At 36.4% G+C, this 18531-nt stretch carries 16 protein-coding genes and 1 pseudogene; 9 read left to right on the top strand and 8 right to left on the bottom strand.

All coding sequences use genetic code 11. The features are described from left to right. Positions 1-24 precede the first annotated feature (24 nt). Positions 25-1855: pseudogene (locus HMPREF3270_RS08165) on the bottom strand (APC family permease). 208 nt (positions 1856-2063) lie between these two features. Between HMPREF3270_RS08165 and HMPREF3270_RS08160 the strand changes: the two are divergent. Next, positions 2064-3584, top strand: a complete 1521-nt coding sequence (locus HMPREF3270_RS08160) for a serine hydrolase domain-containing protein (protein WP_070848166.1) — start codon at positions 2064-2066, stop codon at positions 3582-3584. Positions 3585-3731: 147 nt separating this feature from the next. Here the strand turns inward: HMPREF3270_RS08160 and HMPREF3270_RS08155 are convergent, their stop codons facing one another. Continuing rightward, entirely contained in the window at positions 3732-5126 is a 1395-nt protein-coding gene (locus HMPREF3270_RS08155) for an MFS transporter (RefSeq protein ID WP_002479761.1), read from the bottom strand. 244 nt (positions 5127-5370) lie between these two features. Between HMPREF3270_RS08155 and HMPREF3270_RS08150 the strand changes: the two genes are divergently transcribed. The 7 genes from HMPREF3270_RS08150 (at position 5371) to HMPREF3270_RS08120 (ending at position 10836) form a co-directional block, all read left to right on the top strand. Beyond that, on the top strand, positions 5371-7140 hold the full coding sequence (locus HMPREF3270_RS08150; RefSeq protein WP_002479762.1) for a sensor histidine kinase: 1770 nt from the start codon (positions 5371-5373) through the stop codon (positions 7138-7140). After that, positions 7137-7907, top strand: coding sequence for a response regulator transcription factor LytR (locus HMPREF3270_RS08145; RefSeq protein ID WP_070848168.1), 771 nt, complete (start codon positions 7137-7139; stop codon positions 7905-7907). The genes HMPREF3270_RS08150 and HMPREF3270_RS08145 overlap by 4 nt, the downstream gene beginning before the upstream one ends. 249 nt (positions 7908-8156) lie before the next feature. Then, positions 8157-8618, top strand: coding sequence for an antiholin-like murein hydrolase modulator LrgA (gene lrgA, locus HMPREF3270_RS08140; RefSeq protein ID WP_002479764.1), 462 nt, complete (start codon positions 8157-8159; stop codon positions 8616-8618). Then, a complete protein-coding gene (gene lrgB / locus HMPREF3270_RS08135) occupies positions 8615-9316 on the top strand; it encodes an antiholin-like protein LrgB (protein ID WP_002479765.1) in 702 nt (233 codons plus the stop codon). The genes lrgA and lrgB overlap by 4 nt, the downstream gene beginning before the upstream one ends. A gap of 234 nt (positions 9317-9550) precedes the next feature. Next, positions 9551-9910: a DUF3147 family protein gene (locus HMPREF3270_RS08130; RefSeq protein ID WP_002479766.1), complete on the top strand. Its 360-nt coding sequence runs from the start codon at positions 9551-9553 to the stop codon at positions 9908-9910. A 19-nt stretch (positions 9911-9929) separates the two neighbouring features. Continuing rightward, complete coding sequence (locus HMPREF3270_RS08125) at positions 9930-10292, top strand: DUF3147 family protein (RefSeq protein WP_002479767.1); 363 nt, start codon at positions 9930-9932, stop codon at positions 10290-10292. A 1-nt stretch (position 10293) separates the two neighbouring features. Further along, the gene (locus tag HMPREF3270_RS08120; RefSeq protein WP_002479768.1) at positions 10294-10836 is read left to right on the top strand and encodes a TetR/AcrR family transcriptional regulator; all 543 of its coding nucleotides are present in this window, start codon (positions 10294-10296) and stop codon (positions 10834-10836) included. Between the two features lie 113 nt (positions 10837-10949). On the opposite strand, the gene HMPREF3270_RS08115 is transcribed toward HMPREF3270_RS08120, so the two are convergent. The 6 genes from HMPREF3270_RS08115 to HMPREF3270_RS08090 form a co-directional block, all read right to left on the bottom strand. Next, on the bottom strand, positions 10950-11717 hold the full coding sequence (locus HMPREF3270_RS08115) for an alpha/beta hydrolase (protein ID WP_023015080.1): 768 nt from the start codon (positions 11715-11717) through the stop codon (positions 10950-10952). A gap of 93 nt (positions 11718-11810) precedes the next feature. Further along, the gene (locus tag HMPREF3270_RS08110; protein WP_002479770.1) at positions 11811-12500 is read right to left on the bottom strand and encodes an ABC transporter permease; all 690 of its coding nucleotides are present in this window, start codon (positions 12498-12500) and stop codon (positions 11811-11813) included. Next, a complete protein-coding gene (locus HMPREF3270_RS08105) occupies positions 12500-13444 on the bottom strand; it encodes an osmoprotectant ABC transporter substrate-binding protein (RefSeq protein WP_002479771.1) in 945 nt (314 codons plus the stop codon). Before HMPREF3270_RS08105 ends, HMPREF3270_RS08110 begins: the two co-directional genes overlap by 1 nt. A gap of 31 nt (positions 13445-13475) precedes the next feature. Next, a complete protein-coding gene (locus HMPREF3270_RS08100) occupies positions 13476-14105 on the bottom strand; it encodes an ABC transporter permease (RefSeq protein ID WP_002479772.1) in 630 nt (209 codons plus the stop codon). Continuing rightward, on the bottom strand, positions 14105-15319 hold the full coding sequence (locus HMPREF3270_RS08095; RefSeq protein ID WP_002479773.1) for a betaine/proline/choline family ABC transporter ATP-binding protein: 1215 nt from the start codon (positions 15317-15319) through the stop codon (positions 14105-14107). Before HMPREF3270_RS08095 ends, HMPREF3270_RS08100 begins: the two co-directional genes overlap by 1 nt. A 468-nt stretch (positions 15320-15787) precedes the next feature. Beyond that, positions 15788-16384, bottom strand: a complete 597-nt coding sequence (locus tag HMPREF3270_RS08090) for a YdeI/OmpD-associated family protein (protein ID WP_070848171.1) — start codon at positions 16382-16384, stop codon at positions 15788-15790. A gap of 476 nt (positions 16385-16860) precedes the next feature. Between HMPREF3270_RS08090 and HMPREF3270_RS08085 the strand changes: the two genes are divergently transcribed. After that, the gene (locus HMPREF3270_RS08085) at positions 16861-18498 is read left to right on the top strand and encodes an APC family permease (RefSeq protein WP_070848172.1); all 1638 of its coding nucleotides are present in this window, start codon (positions 16861-16863) and stop codon (positions 18496-18498) included. The last annotated feature ends 33 nt before the right edge of the window (positions 18499-18531 follow it).

Below are 18531 nucleotides of genomic sequence, written 5' to 3'. Positions count from 1 at the left end.
TTTATATACCATGCGCTTGATAAATTATTTTTTCAATTTCAAAGGAATCATGGCTAAGATACAATTTTTTTGATAAAACAATGTCCATCTTAATAAAATACCTGTTTGGTTATGCAGTAAGTTCTGCCATGTTTTATTCGTAATAAACTGAGGGACAATAACGGTAATCACAAAGCGATCATTTTCAGCTTTGCTTCGAATTTTATCAATAAAGCGCGCTAAGGGTTTAACTACACTGCGATATTGCGAATGTAACATGACCAAACGAATATTGGGATAACGTGCTTGCCATTTCTCTAGCATCTTTTGATCTTGATGTTCATCAAACGATACATGAACCGCAATAATGTGATCAGATGTCATTTTGGCGTAGGCAATAGATTTATCTACGATAGAAGATACCGAACTGACTGGTATCAAGGCTAAATTTTTATCAACATGACGCATCGCTTTAAAGAAATTGTCTGTTCGCAACTCTTCAGCAATATTGTGATAATGCGTACGAATACGTAATAATCCCATTACAACTAAAGGCAAGAAAATTAATATCGGCCATACTTGTGAGAACTTTGTAATCAGAAAAATCATAAAGACTACGAGTGTGATAGTACCACCGATTGCGTTAGCGATTAATTTAAAGAACCAACCTTTCGGACGTTCTTTAACCCACTTTACGACCATACCGTATTGCGCAAGTGTAAATGGAATGAAGACACCTGTCGCATATAAAGGAATTAAACTGTCGGTACGTCCTTTAAATAACATAATCAATACAATCGCAACACCGCCTAGGATAATCATAGAGTTTGAGTAACCTAAACGATCACCTCTGACTGTAAACATATGTGGCATGTATTTATCTTGTGCCATATTCGCCGCAAGCAATGGAAAGGCGGTGAACCCTGTATTCGCAGCTAAAATCAAAATACATACTGTAGATGCTTGAATAAAGTAAAAGGCAACATTTTGTCCGAATACATGTGCCGCAAGTTGTGAAAGTACTGTAGTTTGAAGTTTCGGTACAATGCCATACCAATACGATAAACCAACAATACCTACTAACATCAACGCGAGGATAGTTCCCATCGCAATCAACGTTTTGACGGCGTTTTTAGGTGCCGGATCTTTAAAATCCATCACCGCATTCGATATTGCTTCAATACCAGTTAATGACGATGCCCCTGAAGAAAAAGCACGTAGTAATAAAAATAACGTTACTCCAGGTACTGCTGTACCAATAGACGCATGAACTTCTGGTGTCGTTTGACCGGTCACTACTTTAAATGCACCATACCCAATCAATATCAACATTCCGAAAATGAATAAGTAAACTGGAAATGACAATACTGTCGCAGAGTCTGTCACCCCTCTTAAATTCAAAATCAAAATAATGATGACAAGCAGACAAGCTATCAATACTTTATGGTGATATAAAGCAGGAAACGCAGCGATAAAAGCATCTGCTCCTGAAGAAATACTAACTGCGACCGTTAATGTATAATCTACTAACAGTGCACCGCCAGCCAACAATGATAACTTTTCTCCTAAATTATATTTCGTGACAGTATATGCGCCGCCTCCCATGAGGGTATGCATATATCACTTGTCTATAAGACAAAACTAAAGCAACTAATAAGACTAAAATACCTGCGGTTATCGGTAAGGTATACCATGTCGCCAAAACACTAAGTGCAGTCAATGTTAATAAAATCTGTTCTGGACCATAGGCAACAGATGATAACGCATCTGAAGATAAGATAGCTAAAGCTTTGACTTTACTTATTTTTTCACTCGATAACTCCCTGTTACGTTTAGGTGTTCCGATCAATATGTGTTTTATTTGTTTTATATTCATATCTAAGGACCTCTAGACTCTTCATGTTTTGAATGGCAAAAACATACTCCTATTCTTTAGAAAAGTACAGTCAATTTATTTAAATTACATAGAACTTTCACATTTTACCTACATTTTTATAAACTGTTCACAAATATTTCTCATCTCTCACATGAATCAACCCCCGTGCTATAATAATAAAAACTAAACTTACAGGAGCACACGTATTGTGAAAACAAAATCCACTTACTCTTACATATTACTTTTAGTTATTACCTCTGTTTTATTTTTAAGTATAAGTTATAGCTTGGTATTTTCTTATACAAAGTATTCAGTAAAACATTTTAAACACCAGACATTAAATCAATTGGTCGATCATCGTATTGAAAAAACCATGAAGGAAGATCACATACCTGGATTAAGTGTTGCGCTCATTAAACGTAACGAAGTCGCTTTAAATAAAGGCTATGGGTATGCCGATCTCAAACAACATACGTTAGCTGATGCGGAGACACGTTATGAAATCGCATCTAATACAAAAGCTTTCACAGGCTTAGCTATTTTAGAACTTGCTAAGCAAGGCAAAGTTAAATTAGAGGCGCCTGTCTCAGATTATTTACCTTGGCTTCATTTAACCTATCAAGGACATGAACAAGATATCACTTTAAAGATGTTACTCGCTCAAACCAGCGGTATTGATGATCAAATGTCACCAGATCAAGAAGGTGAAGTGCCAACAAAGAAAGATAACTTAAAGGGACGTGTAGAAAGTCTGAATCATGAGGCTTTAAGAAGTAAACCTGGCGATGTTTTTAACTATGCTAATATGAATTACAATATCTTAGGCTTAGTTATACAAGAAGTGACAGACACTTCATATGAAGATTATATGCATAAGCATTTTCTTAAACCGCTTCACATGGATCACGCTTTCTTTAAAACAGATAAGCAGCAAGCCGCAAAAGCACAAGGTTATGTATTAGAAGGAAGAGATGTTAAAGCAAATGACCCTGATTATTTCCGTGGTGATACACCTGCCGCTTACTTAATCAGCAGTACGACTGATTTGATTCCTTTTGTGAAAATGAACTTACAACCATCCGCTTCAAATCAATCACTCATTAAACAATCACACACACTGTTGACAGATGTGCCTGACAAATCACATATGAATGGCTATGGCGCTGGCTGGTTTATTGATCAGTACTCAAATCAAGTCTTACATCCTGGTACATTACCTAATTATTCATCAATGATTATTTTAGATACCAAGTATCAAAATGCGGTCATCCTTTTAGCAAATTTGAACGCGCCTGGTTTACCTGACTTAGCACAAACATTACTCTACCAAATTGAACATTATCAAAACTTCACAGCACTGCATCAAACAGCAGCGGATAATCTTGTGTTATTAACTATTACTTTATGGTGGGTTATTTTAATGTTCACTGTGTTATGTGCAGCTTGCATAAGAAACAGCTATCTTCTTAAACAACATAGACACTTAAACAAATCAAGTTGGCTAAATAAATTATCAATAAGTCTAACCGTACTTATCATCATCGGCTTGCTTTATAGTGCTTGGGTTATGCCTTCATGGTTATTAAAAGATGCCAGCTGGTCTATTGCCTTTAGTGTCTTTCCACCTGTTGTATTACTGATAGGTCTCGGCAGTCTACTCACATTGATACTCAGTGTGCTTTATTTCAACAGTTGTATCTTACTTAAATCAAATCGACCTAAATTATAAAATTCAATACTTTTGAACATAAAAAAAGAGCAGTTCTCATTGTTTAGTTTCCCTCATAAACTAAACAACAAGTACTGCTCCTTCTTTTCATTTCTATTCTGCTGTCATACGTTTCTCATTATTATTTTTTGCGTGGAACATTTTTTATTAATAAGTTTCGCCTTGTGATTTTGGAACTAAGAATAATACTGTAACAAACGCAATAAGGCCTAATAAGATATTAAAACCGATACCTGCCATTGCGCCTACTTGCAAGTTGACACTCTCAGATACAACGGCATAAATCGTACCTGAAATCGCAATACCAAATGCGTTACCCAATGATGATGCCATTTTATAAATACCTGATGCAGTGCCGACTTTATTGTCTGGTGCACTTGTTACAGCTGTGTCTGTTGATGGTGTCGCATACATACCTAGCCCTAAACCGAATAGCAGATAGCCGATGACACTAGATACGACATAAATACCTGTCGGCAAGAATGTTAAAGCAATCAGTAACATCCCTGCTGCGTTCAATAACGATCCGTATAACATCGGACGTTTGGCCCCAAGTTTCTGCATGATTTTTTCTCCGACACGAATCATCACAAGTACTGTGATAAGATATGTGATACTCATCATACCTGATTGGTTAGATGTAAATCCGAGTCCTTGTTGGAAATACGTATTTGCGACAATTAAAGTTCCGGCTACAGCGTTCAACGCGAAGTTTGAAATCACTGCACCAGAGTAACCTTTGTGTTTAAATAAGCCAAAGTCAATTAATGGGTTCTGTAATTTCTTCTCGTAAATTAAGAAGAAAATAACTGAAACAATAAACACAACAGTTAAGCTTAAAATCAATGGTGATAAGAATCCGAAGTGAGATGTTTGTGTAATAATCACGTTTAAACTTAACATCATAATCGCTAAAACTACTAAACCTACAACGTCAAATTTGTGACTACGCACATCACTATCTCTTGAAGCTTTTGTTTCAGGTGTGTGACGTATCAAAATCATCGCTAAAATAGCGACAATAATAGATACGATAAAAATCCAACGCCAACCTACGAATGTGGCCATTAATCCGCCAAAGTATGACGTAATACCTGAACCACCCCATGAACCGATTGACCAATAACTTAATGCTCTTTGTCTATCTTTGCCTTGGTAATATTCATTAACAATGGCTAAAGTAGCAGGCATAATACAAGCTGCAGAAAAACCTTGAATGATTCGACCGATAATCAATAACGCTGATAAATTGGAAACAATAATCAACAGTGAGCCCACGACACTGAGGATTAATCCAATATACGTCATCTTGACACGCCCGATTTTATCTGCGATACTTCCGGCCCCCACAACGAACAAACCAGAGAATAACGCTGTCAAGCTGACCGCAATATTGATCGTTCCTGCATTTGAACTAAAGGATTCTTGAAGTGTCGGTACCACATTCAATACAGACTGTGCGAACAGCCAGAATGTGATGACCCCAAGAATGATACCTAACAACAATCTGTTGTCACCTTTGAACGGTCTTGTTGCTGTCATATTTAATTCCTCCTATACCCCTGCAAAAAAATCGAAAAAAATAGCGATTTAACTTATGCTACAATAGCAATATAAACTAAACCTATCATTTTCAATATATGAAATATCTTACAACAATTTCAACTTAAATTCTATAAATACATGCTATTCCGCTTAAATATAAGTGTTACTTTACATCAATAGTATAGAATATAATTAATTATGATTATGTTGTCACAAAATTCGAACATTACAGGTGATTTCAATGCTCAACTTATTTATGCTTTTACTCGAACGTGTCGGCTTGATTATTTTGCTCGCTTACCTCTTGATGAACTTCAATTATTTCAAGAATTTGATGCATCATCGAGAAACTTGGCGTGCGAAATGGCAGCTTGCGATTATGTTTGTCATCTTTGCTTTGCTCTCTAACGTAACGGGTGTCGTGATTAGAGACTCGCAAATTTTATCAGGTCAACTCTATACTCATTTAGCTCCTGATACTTCACTCGCAAATACACGTGTGTTGACTATCGGTGTTTCAGGACTCGTCGGTGGACCTGGTGTCGCTTTAGTTGTAGGGATTATCTCAGGTATCTATCGATTTTATATCGGTGGTGCGAATGCTTTTACATATTTCGTATCTTCTATCTTAATTGCGCTTGTGTCAGGCTATGTCGGCCGTTACTATTTAAAAGCACGACGCTACCCTCCTATTTTCTTAGGTGTCATTGTCGGTGCGTTATTAGAAGTCATTCAAATGACATGTATTCTGTTGTTTGCTGAACATTCTGGTCATGCTTGGTCGCTTGTGAGTTTCATTGCGATTCCAATGACTTTAATGAACAGTATCGGTACCGCAATTTTCTTATCTATTATTATTTCTACAATTAAACAAGAAGAACAAATGCGTGGAGTTCAAACTCATGATGTCTTACAACTGGCTAATGAAACTTTGCCTTACTTCAGAGAAGGTTTGACTGAAGCATCTGCTTTTAAAGCCGCACAAATCATTAAGGATTTAATGCAAGTCCAAGCGGTTGCGATTACCAATCGTCATGATATTTTAGCCCATGTCGGTGCAGGCAGTGATCATCATGTACCGCAAAAAGCGATTATTACAGATTTATCTAAAACGGTGATTCAAAGCGGAAAAATCAAAGAGGCACATTCACGTGAAGAAATCGGATGTCACCATCCGAATTGTCCATTAGAAGCCGCCATTGTGATTCCGCTTCATATTAAAGACAAAGTGGTCGGTACGTTAAAACTGTATTTTACAGATGCACATCGATTAACCTTTGTGGAAAAACAATTAGCCACAGGTCTAGCCAATATTTTCTCAAGTCAGCTGGAACTTGGCCAAGCAGAAACACAAAGCAAGTTATTAAAAGACGCTGAAATCAAGTCATTACAAGCGCAAGTTAATCCTCATTTCTTCTTTAATGCGATTAATACAATTTCTGCTTTAGTCAGAATTGATAGTGAAAAAGCGCGTAATTTATTACTGCAACTGAGCCAATTCTTCCGTTCTAACTTACAAGGTGCGCGCAATAACACCATTACGCTTGATAAAGAATTACAACAAGTTGAAGCTTATCTTTCATTAGAACAAGCACGCTTCCCTAATCGCTTCAACATCGACTTTGACATTGATCCAGCAGCACAACATGCACTCTTACCACCGTTTATCATTCAAGTCTTGGTCGAAAACGCTATTCGTCATGCGTTTAGAAATCGTCGTTCTAACAACAATGTCAAAGTTACAGTAAAACTCGAAGCACATTACTTATATCTCACTGTTAAAGATAATGGTATGGGCATTCCTAAAAACAAAATGCCTTATATCGGCAAAGCCATTGTACATTCTGAATCTGGCGGTACAGGCAGTGCGTTAGAAAACTTGAATTTGAGATTATCGGGTCTATATGGACCAATGTCTATGTTGAAAATTAATTCTAATGAAGATGGAACAACAGTCCGTTGTGCCATTCCATATCGCACACAAAGTGACGAAGGAGGTCAATTGATTTGAAAACTTTAATCGTAGATGATGAGCCATTAGCACGTAATGAATTAAATTACTTACTGACACAAAATGGTCAATTCGACAAAATAGAAGAAGCTGAAACAATCTCAGAAACCTTAGAAAAATTATTATACGATACGTATGATGTCATCTTTTTAGACATTCATCTGATGGATGAAAGTGGATTGGATTTAGCTGAAAAAATTAAGAAAATGCGTCAGCCTCCTTATATTATTTTTGCGACAGCACATGACAACTTTGCGGTAAAAGCCTTTGAACTGAATGCGACAGATTATATACTGAAGCCGTTTGAACAAGCGCGTATCGACGCGGCAGTTGCCCGTGTGGCTGCTCAACTGCAAACTCATACAAAAACAGAAACTGAAGTTAAATCAGAAGAGACGAACCATCAACAACAGAAACTAAAATCCACAGACAAGGCACCTGAGGTCTTACCGATTGAAGTAGATGAACGTATCTATGTGTTGAATCAAAAAGATATTATCGCTTTAACAGTAAATAATAAAAGAACAACGCTGCATACATTAACCCATGATTATGAAACATCAGAACCTATGAATAATTACGCAAAGCGCTTAGATGAGAAACAATTTATTCGTATTCACCGTGCGACCATTATCAACAAAGCACATATTCAAACTGTAGAACCTTGGTTCAATTATACGTATCAAGTTACTATGACCAATGATCTCAAAGTACAAGTCAGTCGTTCTTATATGAAAGCCTTTAAACAAACTATTGGGTTAGAATAACTCTAATCAATCAAACGACAAAAGCCTAGTTTCCACTTTACAAGAAACTAGGCTTTTTTGTATTTCAATTCTACTTTTCAGCAACTCAGATTGCTTCGCTTACATTCTAGAAATAATACTCTGAATTTCAACTTCTGATTAGTGCAACTCGCATACGAATACTCGCATCTCATCGTGAAAACGCACACAATCTCGTTTTTTCGTCTTAAACTAGAGACAAGATAAAGAAACGAACGGAGGCAATCCACGATGGAAAAAGCACAAGCAAACGTTAAAAAAACAAGCAAAACAGCAAAAGCGTATTCATTCTTACATCAAGTCCTTGTCATCAGTATCATTTTATTAATTTCAAAAATTATCGAAAGTTTCATCCCTATTCCAATGCCGGCATCAGTGATTGGTTTAGTATTGATGTTCATCGCACTTTCAACAGGCATCATTAAACTCGGTGAAGTTGAAGGCGTGGGAACTGCGCTGACAAACAATATCGGTTTCCTATTCGTACCGGCTGGTATTTCAGTCATTAACTCACTGGGTATTTTAAGCAAGAGTCCGATATTAATTATCTTGTTGATTATTATTTCAACTGTTTTATTACTACTTTGTACTGGATTTGTTTCTCAAATATTAGTAAAGGGTTCACCTATTAAACGTAAATCTGAACAACATTCAGTCAAACATCACAATAGAGTTGCGGAGGATCATGTATGATTGAACATTTAGGCATTAACACACCGTATTTTGGTATCTTGTTATCTGTGATTCCTTTCTTAGTTGCCACATACTTCTTTAAAAAGACCAATGGTTTCTTCTTATTAGCACCATTATTTGTCAGTATGGTCTTTGGGATTGCGTTTTTAAAGGTAACTGGGATCAGTTATGAAAACTATAAAATCGGCGGAGACATTATCAACTTCTTCTTAGAACCTGCAACTATCTGTTTTGCGATTCCGTTGTATAAAAAACGTGACGTACTTAAAAAATATTGGGTTAAAATTTTCAGCGGTATTGCATTAGGTACAGTCATCGCAATCTTCGGTATCTATGCATTCGCTAAATTATTCCAATTCGGAAGCGGTATTGTGGCATCAATGATTCCGCAAGCTGCGACAACTGCCATCGCTTTACCTGTATCAGATGGTATCGGCGGCGTAAAAGAATTAACATCTTTAGCAGTGATTTTAAACGCAGTCATTATTTATGCATTAGGTAATAAACTATTACGCTTCTTCCACATTGATAATCCGATTGCACGTGGACTAGCGTTAGGAACAAGTGGCCATACACTCGGTGTTTCTGCAGCACAAGAACTTGGTGAAACAGAAACTTCAATGGCGAGCATCGCGGTTGTATTAGTGGGTGTCATTGTTGTCGCAATCGTTCCTTTCTTAGCAACAATTTTATTGTAAGACCTCTTACCTACCACAGCTTTAATTTTCCATTCGTTTAGAGACAGGATGACCTGTCTCTATTTTTTTGATTTATTAACATGAATTAAATGTAAGCGTTTTAATTTAAAGTTTTCATTAAATGTTCAATTATGAAGAGTTGTATCCTGTTTACAAGAAAATATGTGCGTATTACACTATTAGTAAACGATACGTTTCGTTTTAAAACTATATAGATTGGGATGAATTTTCATTATGTTCGGCATTTCATTAATAAGCTTGATCATCCGCTTTATATTCGGTGGATTGGCTGTTACTTTGGCGACTGTTATCGCGTCAAAACTCGGCGGCAAATTGGGTGGTATCTTTTCTACTTTCCCAGCTGTTTATTTAGCTGCCTTAGTCACATTATCTGTTGACTTTTCCGGCAATAAATTAGTTTATGAATCTATCCACTTAAGTGCTGGTGCTGTTATCGGTATTATCGGCTGTATTATCAGTGTCGCTTTAACAGCAATCGCGGTAAAACATATCGGATATAGAAAAGGCGCAGTATTCTCTATCGCCTGCTGGTTTGTTTTATCTTGTATCATCCTAGCACTGAAACATATTTAATCGGAGGTTTGAATAAAAAATGAAAATGCTATTGGTTAAATTTTTAGCCGGCGGCATGTCCGTCTGCTTGAGTTATATAGTATCTGTTATTATTCCATGGAAAGAATTCGGCGGCATCTTCGCAGTATTTCCAGCTGTATTCTTAATCGCTTTAATTGCTTCTGGTATCCAATATGGTGACAAAGTTGCAGCTCATGTCAGTAATGGTGCAGTATTCGGTATGACAGGTGTTTTATTCAACATCTTAGCTACTTGGTTGATGTTAGTTTGGACAAACAACTGGATTCTCAGTATTTTCGTTGGTTTAATTGCATGGTTCTTGAGCGCAATCATCATTTTTGAGATAGTAGAGAAACTAGCACATTTGAAACGAGGTCATTAATATGGCAGGCAGACCAAAAGATCCGAAGATAAATATAAGGATTTTTGATGAGTTAGGCAAAATGTTAGAACGTGAATCCTATAATTCTATTACTATAGATGAATTAGCTGAAAATACACAGATTTCAAAGGCGACTATTTATCGTCGTTGGAAAGATAAAGACAGTATGATTATTGATATGTTTTTAAACAAGGCACATTCTGATGTCACACTTCAAGGTGACTTCTTTGAAGATTTATATGCCACTTTGATTAAAATCACACGTCTTTATAAAACACCATTAGGTAAAGCAGTCATTCAAATCTTATTAACCAATGAAGAGAATGACTTGCGCAATCACTTTATGGAAGATTATTTCAACCAATATCGTCAGATGTTAAAACAAGTCAGCGCACCTTATATACCAGAGGAACATCAAGATATGTTTATTGATTTAATCTTCTCACCGATTTATTTTAATATCTTAATTAAACCTGAAGTGCTTACAGATGAATATATCTATAACATGTTAAATACTGTGATTGATGCCTATCGTCCTTCTTAACCTTTCAGCTGTTTAACAAGAATAGAAAATGATATAAAAAATCCCCTCAAACCTATTTTTGAGTTTGAGGGGAATTTTTTTATCACTGTGTTTCTATTTCGCTGATTTCTATATTATTTTCTATCTTTTAAGAACCAATCTAATGCATATTCAATTGCTTTATCCCAGTAAGCATAATCATGTTTACCTGGGCCATCTTCGAATTGATATGCGATTTTTTTGTCATCTAAATAGCTGATGAAATCACGGTTGTCTTGGTATAAATCATCTTCTGTACCGCACATAATCAATAATTCAGGAATATCTAATCCTTTTTCTATTGCTTGATCTACCAAGTAATAAGGGTCAAGTTCTGTTCCTCTAGCCGCTGTTTTCTCTCCTAATATCGCATGTTTAGAGAAGTCATGCCAATCTATATTCATCAACCAATCAGGTGTAAAAACTGCAGATAATGGTGCTGCTTTAGAGAAGCGCTCTGTTTGTGTTAATGCATATTTGATTGTGCCATAACCACCCATAGAATGACCTGCGATAAAGTGGTCTTCACGACGTTTAGATAACGGTAAGATTTGAAGTGCATAATCAAATACTTCTAATACATAATCATAATAATTATGACCATAACCCATATTCGCATAACCACTGTGATCGCCTGCTGGCATAATCACTGCGATTTGACGTTCTTTCGCATAACGTTCTAAACTTGTAAATCTTAAATAAGATGTTTCATCGCTTGATAAACCATGTAGTAATAAAAGCACAGGTAATTCTTTTGCGGGTTTACCTGTTTCAAATTGTGAAGGTTCTTCTGGTAAAAATGCATTAAAGCGTTGTTCTTTACCTAATGTGATTGAATCATAATTAACTTGTAACCATGCCATAATAAGTTCCTCCTTATGATTAGTTTCAATACCAATGATAAAGGTATCGCATATCAGATGAAATCATCTTGCATGCGATACCTTCTAATTTAATTACCCATCTACACCTTGAGGTAGTGGACCTTTCGGTTTTCTTTTCTTCACAGGATCGAGACGTTTTTCTAAGAATCTTAAAACAATATCGATGATGACTGCGATTAAAGCAATTGGAATCGCACCTGCAAGAATGAATGTTGTGCCGTCTGTCGCGTTTGTACCACGGATGATAATATCACCAAGTGTCGGTGCACCGATGAATGAACCAACCGCTACAACACCAATTGCGACAACTAATGCGATACGTAAGCCACCGATAATCACTGATAAAGCTAGTGGTAATTCAATCATACGCAATACTTGATTACCTGTCATACCCATACCTTTACCAGCATCTTTGATATTGGCATCGACACCGATAATACCTGAGTATGTGTTCTGAATAATCGGTAATAAGGCATATAAGAATACAGTGACTACAACTGTTGTTGGACCTAATCCCATGACTAACATCAGAATGGCTAACATTGCGATAACAGGAACTGTTTGAATGATGTTCGCAATAGTAATGACAGTCTTAGATAATTTGCCGAATCTTGAAATCAGAATACCAATTGGAATTCCGACAATCGCAGCAAAGATGACGCCATAAACTGACATGAGTAAGTGTTGGAAGAAAAGTCCCCACAGATAACCGGCGTTCAATGAATAGTATTCAATCAGCTGTTGGAATAAATTACCTTTCATTATTTTTGCCCGCCTTTCTTATCTTCGAAATAATTATGTTTTTGTAAGAACTCTTCGGCTACGACTGCAGGCTCTTTACCTTGTCCGTCTGCTTCATAGTTCAAATGCTGCATTTCTTCTGTTGAAATTTTGCCTTCTAATTTTTTCAATGCTGTATTAATTTCAGGATGTTTCTTTAATAAATCTTTTTTAGCAACTGGACTCGCATCATATGGCGGGAAGAACTTTCTATCGTCTTTTAATACTTTCAAGTCATATGCCGCGATACGTCCATCAGTTGAATAACCTAATGCAACATCTAGTTTTTTACTTTTCAATGCATCATAAACTAAACCGATTTGCATTGGACGTACAGTATTAAAACTAATGCCGTACTCTTTTTTGAATCCTGGATAACCGTCACCTTTACGGTTCAACCAAGAACTATCTACACCTAAGCGTAACTCTTTTTCATGTTTCTTTAAGTCAGAAACTGTTTCTAAGTCATATTTTTCTGCTGTTTCTTTTGTCACCATGAAAGCGTACGTGTTATCAAAACCGTAAGAATCAAAGAATTTTTGATTGAATTTTTTATCGAATCCTTCTTGTGTCACTTTCATTGCTTTTTTAGGATCCTTAATTGGATCTTCACCTAAAGCACCGACTAAGTCCGTACCTGTATAACGTGTACCTGAAACATTCGCGTCACCGTTCATCAACGCGTTATGTTGGATGGTACTTGAACCCATATTATTAATTAATGTCGGTTTGATTTTATCTTTTGTTTCGTGCTCAATCATTAAGCGCACCATATGTGACATGATTTGAGACTCACTTGTTGCAAGTGATGTAATTTCTACTGAATCATCATCTGCACGACCACCGCCTAAACCAGGCAGACTGCATCCAGATAATACAACAAGACAAGTCACCATCAGAATCAAGTATTTTTTTATCTGTTTCATAAAGTTCCAATGTCCTCCCTATCTGGATATTTTATGCTTTTAAGCCTTTTGGTACTGCCCATTTTTCTACTGCGCGTAGTACGTAATCGACAATTAATGCTAATGCTGTAACAAGTACTGCAGCACTCACAATCATGATTGGGTTATATAAGTTCAATCCGTTGAAGACGAAGTCTCCTAAACCGCCTGCACCTACATAACTTGCAAGTGTTGCCCAACTGATAACATACACACTTGATAATCGGATACCACTTAGAATTAACGGTAATGCTAAAGGCATCTCAACATCTTTCATCAGTTGGAATTTTGTCATTCCCATACTGATCGCTGCTTGGCGAACATCTGGGTTGATATTTTGAACACCTAATACAGTGTTATTTAAAATCGGTAATAAGATATACACAAACAATGCGATAATTGCTGGTGTTTTACCTACACCGAAAATTGGAATCATAATGGCTAATACTGCAAGTGTCGGAATCGTTTGCAGCACACCTGCTGTTGTTAATACAATACTTGCTGCTTTTTTAGTTTTAGCTAACAAAATACCGATCGGCACTGCTACTACGATAGCGATGAGAAGCGCAACAATAGAAATAAAGAAATGTTCGCCCGTCTTTTGAATCAGTTCGCCGCCATATTCTTGAAGGAATTCTTTCATTATCGCTCAACTCCTGCATCCGACGTTTTTTCGTGATTCATTTCTACCGGTGCTTCTTTAATACCTGATGCTTCAGATTCTTGTAGCGCTTCTTCAGCACCTTCACCCCAAATGCTGTCATAAACAATATCTACTAAGTTGGCACGTGTGATTAAACCGACTAATGTGTCGTGATCATCAACCACCGGCACGTTACGTACGTTACGTTTTAAAATCGTACGTACTGTGTCTTGTAATTTACTATTCACATTTACGCGATAAATATCACGTTGCATTGTATCAATCAGTTCTTTACCTGCACGTAATCCTTGGTTGATATCTTCAATATCCATGTAACCTAAGAATCTGTCTTGGTTAGTTACCACAAAGATTGTATCGATACGATGACGACGCATCACATCAACCGCATGGTTTAATGAATCGTCTGCACGAACTGTAATTGGTTTAATCATCGCATCTTCTACTGTACGCATATTCGGACGGTCTTGAATCAAACGGTTTTGACCGATGAAATCACGTACGAAGTCATTCGCTGGATGACGTAAAATATTATCTGGTGTGTCGAATTGAACGACTTTACCTTCAGACATAATACAAATCTTATCTGCAAGTTTGATTGCTTCATCCATATCATGTGTAACGAAAACAAATGTTTTACCTAGTTTTTGTTGTAACTCTTTAACTAAGTCTTGTAATGTATCACGTGTAATCGGGTCTAAAGCACCGAACGGTTCATCCATTAAGATAATGTCTTGTTCAGCTGCTAAAGCACGTACAACCCCGATACGTTGTTGTTGTCCGCCTGATAATTCAGATGGATAACGATCTAAGTATTCTTCTGGTAAGTCAACTAATTTAATTAACTCACGTGCTTTTTTATCTTTCTTTTCTTCTGGCCATTTTAATAATTTTGGAACCAGTACAATGTTTTCTTTGATTGTCATGTGCGGCATTAAACCGATTTGTTGAATCACATAACCAATGCTGCGGCGTAATTCTACCGCATTCATCTTTCTGACATCTTTGCCATCAATCGTAATTTGTCCTTTCGTTGCTTCAATCATACGATTGATCATACGTAAAGCAGTTGTTTTACCACTACCACTTGTACCAATAAATGCAACAAATTCCCCTGATTGAATATCAAGCGAAATATCATCTACCGCTTTTTTACCTCCAGGGTAAACCTTAGATAAGTTCTTAATACTAAGCATTAAAGTAATTCCTTTCTTTATCGAATTTGTTTAAGCCTAAAGTAAGTTCTAAGTTGTGAGTAAAGAACAGTCTGTCTATTGTTCTCTGTACACACCCTAAAAGCAGTCAATAAAAAAATCACTTGCCCAATGTTTCAATAACTTAACGGATAAGTTCCTAAACAAAGTCGCAAATGACTTGTTAATTGCTTTAGATTCGGTTGCGCTGCAACCTTCACCTCAACTACGTTATAATACAGCGCTGTTCAACAGTGTCTGTTCTTTTGTTCAATACAATAAATTAAAAATTGTATCTTCGACTTACTTGATTAATAGTGTACTTTATAACTATAACACAAACTAAACCATTTGGTCGGATTAATCGCGAAATTTTTTGAAAAAAAATTGACATATTTTCAAAATTTCATAATTTAGAGTGGATTAAATCAATATTTAATCCCTACCGCGTAACTAAATTACTTAAAACGACTAATCGTTCATACCTTTACCTGCTAAAATTTGAGCTTTGTATTTTTCAACACGTGCTTTTCTTGTAGCTTCCCGTTTGGCTTGGCCGATAAAATACATATACTGGCGTTGACGCCCAGGAGTAAGATTGTTAAATGCTTCATTTAACTGTTCATCCGCTTCCAAAGCTGCTTGTAATTCTTGCGGCATGTCATACTCCTCAGTCTTTTTCATTTCGACCTTTTTACCAGAACGTTCAATTTCCACTGCTTCATCTACATAAGCTGCAATCATTTCTGATTCTGCTTCGATTTGAGCAAGTGATGTAAAACGTAATTGTCTTGCTGCTTGTACATTTTTAGTTTGTTGAATCAACTTATGTTCTGGATCCTTCATTAAAGCACCCTTATGAAACAATAATGCACAATAATCTTTGAAACCATGAATCAACACCACATTTTTATCATTCAAGGTATAACATGGGTGCATCCATTTGTAATCCTCTGTTAAGTCTTCATTTTTCAAGATAATAGCACGTAGTGCTTTATATTCATCATGCCACTCCTGCGCACGTGTGAAATATGCTTCTGCTTTATCATTTAATCTGTTCTTTGTCATTGTTGTGCTCCTTTTTTTACAGGCTTAATATACCATAGCCATTTATCTATTTTTCTAATCCTCAATTTTACACTTTTTGTATTCTAAAACACTCATTCACTTATTTTTCTCTTTTTCTTTCTCATTCCAGAGTTGTCATTGATTGTCTTGATTATAAGCGATGATTTTCTTGCATTTTAATTTGTTTTCTACTTTTTCTCTATGCATAATCATTAAATATATTAAAACAAGAAAATGCGCCACGACAGTTTTTTACGTATTATCACCATTAATGAATATACAAAAACCACCGTTATATCGTATTTTCATGCGTTTTCATTCATAAAATATAAACCTGTCCTTTTCCTGTTGACGTCATCTGAATTTTCCGTATAATGTTCTATCATGAGTTAGGTTTGCCTGATTTAAAAATGAAGCAAGCTTATTTTGCTTTACAAATAAAGAGAGCATGTTCTCTGAAACTTAGGAGTTTTACTATGAAACAAACTAATAGTGGTAAAATCAGCCTGTCACAGCTTGTGTTACTTGGACTTGGTTCATTAATCGGTTCAGGTTGGCTGTTCGGGGCATGGGAAGCTTCATCTGTTGCAGGTCCTGCAGCAATCTTTTCATGGGTGATTGGTTTCATCATCATCAGTTTAGTCGCATATAACTATATAGAAGTCGCGACAATGCTGCCGCAATCTGGCGGGATGAGCAACTATGCACAATATACACACGGTTCATTACTCGGCTTTATCGCCTCTTGGGCGAACTGGGTTGCTTTAGTTACGATTATCCCGATTGAAGCCGTATCTGCTGTACAATACATGAGTTCTTGGCCTTGGGAGTGGGCAAAGTTCACAAGTGTTCTGATGAAAGACGGTACAATCAGTAATATTGGTTTATTCGCTGTATATGTCATTATTATTATCTTTTCACTGTTGAACTATTGGTCAGTGAAAGTTCTTACATCTTTTACAAGTTTAATCTCATTCTTTAAATTAGGTGTACCGACGTTAACAGTCATCTTATTATTACTATCAGGTTTCCATCCAGGAAACTATGGTCATTCATTAAGCAGTTTCATTCCTTATGGTACTGCACCGATATTTGCTGCAGTTACAGTATCAGGAATTATCTTTTCATTCAACGCATTCCAAACCATTATCAACATGGGTGCTGAAATTGAAAAACCAGAGAAAAACATTTTACGCGGTATCGTGATTTGTTTATCATTAACTGCGTTATTATATGTCGTTCTACAAAGTGTCTTTATTACATCTATGCCTGAAAATATGGTCGCTGATAAAGGTTGGAAAGGTATTCAATTCAATTCACCTTTCGCTGACTTAGCTATCTTATTAAACTTGAATTGGCTAGCGATTTTACTATACATTGAAGCATTCGTTTCACCATTTGGAACTGGGGTCTCATTCGTTGCTTCAACAGGTCGTGTATTAAGCGCTATGGAGAAAAATGGACATATTCCTAAAATTTTAGGCCGTATCAACAAACAATATAATATTCCAAGAGTCGCAATTATTGTCAATGCCATTCTAGCAATGGTTATGGTGACGTTATTCAGATCTTGGGGTACACTCGCAACCGTGATCGCAACCTCAACATTAGTTGCGTATTTAACAGGGCCGACAACAGCGATGGCTTTAAGAAAGATGGGGCCAAAACTTCATCGTCCATTTAAAGCACGCTTCTTGAAAATAGCGGCACCTTTATCGTTCGCCTTAACGTCACTTGCGATTTATTGGGCAATGTGGCCGACGACTGCGAAAGTTATCTTTATCATTATTCTAGGTTTACCGATGTACTTCTTCTATGAATACAAATTAAACTGGGAAAATACTCGCAATCAATTGCGCGGCAGTCTGTGGTTGATTATCTATTTACTTGTACTTTCAGGATTTTCCTTTATCGGCAGTAAAGACTTTAACGGTATTAACTGGATTCATTATCCATATGACTTTATAGTCATCATTATCGTCGCTTTAGTCTTCTATAAAATCGGTATCGGCAGTTACTTTGAAAGTAAGTACTATAAGAACGCAGTAGAAATCAACCAAACTTTAGAAAAAGATATTTCTAGCCAAGCAGAAGCTAAAACTTCATCACAATAAATGATATGAAACAGCTGAACAGATGTTATGTCT

This window comes from Staphylococcus sp. HMSC65H10, assembly GCF_001839185.1.
Taxonomy (GTDB): Bacteria; Bacillota; Bacilli; order Staphylococcales; family Staphylococcaceae; genus Staphylococcus; species Staphylococcus simulans.
This window is presented reverse-complemented; position numbering and strand designations above follow the sequence as displayed.

Excerpts from the sequence above, each read along its gene's own strand:
- HMPREF3270_RS08155 (WP_002479761.1), bottom strand. The coding sequence starts at position 5,126 with ATGACAGCAACAAGACCGTTCAAAGGTGACAACAGATTGTTGTTAGGT.
- HMPREF3270_RS08150 (WP_002479762.1), top strand. The coding sequence starts at position 5,371 with ATGCTCAACTTATTTATGCTTTTACTCGAACGTGTCGGCTTGATTATT.
- lrgA (WP_002479764.1), top strand. The coding sequence starts at position 8,157 with ATGGAAAAAGCACAAGCAAACGTTAAAAAAACAAGCAAAACAGCAAAA.
- lrgB (WP_002479765.1), top strand. The coding sequence starts at position 8,615 with ATGATTGAACATTTAGGCATTAACACACCGTATTTTGGTATCTTGTTA.
- HMPREF3270_RS08130 (WP_002479766.1), top strand. The coding sequence starts at position 9,551 with ATGTTCGGCATTTCATTAATAAGCTTGATCATCCGCTTTATATTCGGT.
- HMPREF3270_RS08125 (WP_002479767.1), top strand. The coding sequence starts at position 9,930 with ATGAAAATGCTATTGGTTAAATTTTTAGCCGGCGGCATGTCCGTCTGC.
- HMPREF3270_RS08120 (WP_002479768.1), top strand. The coding sequence starts at position 10,294 with ATGGCAGGCAGACCAAAAGATCCGAAGATAAATATAAGGATTTTTGAT.
- HMPREF3270_RS08115 (WP_023015080.1), bottom strand. The coding sequence starts at position 11,717 with ATGGCATGGTTACAAGTTAATTATGATTCAATCACATTAGGTAAAGAA.
- HMPREF3270_RS08110 (WP_002479770.1), bottom strand. The coding sequence starts at position 12,500 with ATGAAAGGTAATTTATTCCAACAGCTGATTGAATACTATTCATTGAAC.
- HMPREF3270_RS08105 (WP_002479771.1), bottom strand. The coding sequence starts at position 13,444 with ATGAAACAGATAAAAAAATACTTGATTCTGATGGTGACTTGTCTTGTT.
- HMPREF3270_RS08100 (WP_002479772.1), bottom strand. The coding sequence starts at position 14,105 with ATGAAAGAATTCCTTCAAGAATATGGCGGCGAACTGATTCAAAAGACG.
- HMPREF3270_RS08095 (WP_002479773.1), bottom strand. The coding sequence starts at position 15,319 with ATGCTTAGTATTAAGAACTTATCTAAGGTTTACCCTGGAGGTAAAAAA.
- HMPREF3270_RS08090 (WP_070848171.1), bottom strand. The coding sequence starts at position 16,384 with ATGACAAAGAACAGATTAAATGATAAAGCAGAAGCATATTTCACACGT.
- HMPREF3270_RS08085 (WP_070848172.1), top strand. The coding sequence starts at position 16,861 with ATGAAACAAACTAATAGTGGTAAAATCAGCCTGTCACAGCTTGTGTTA.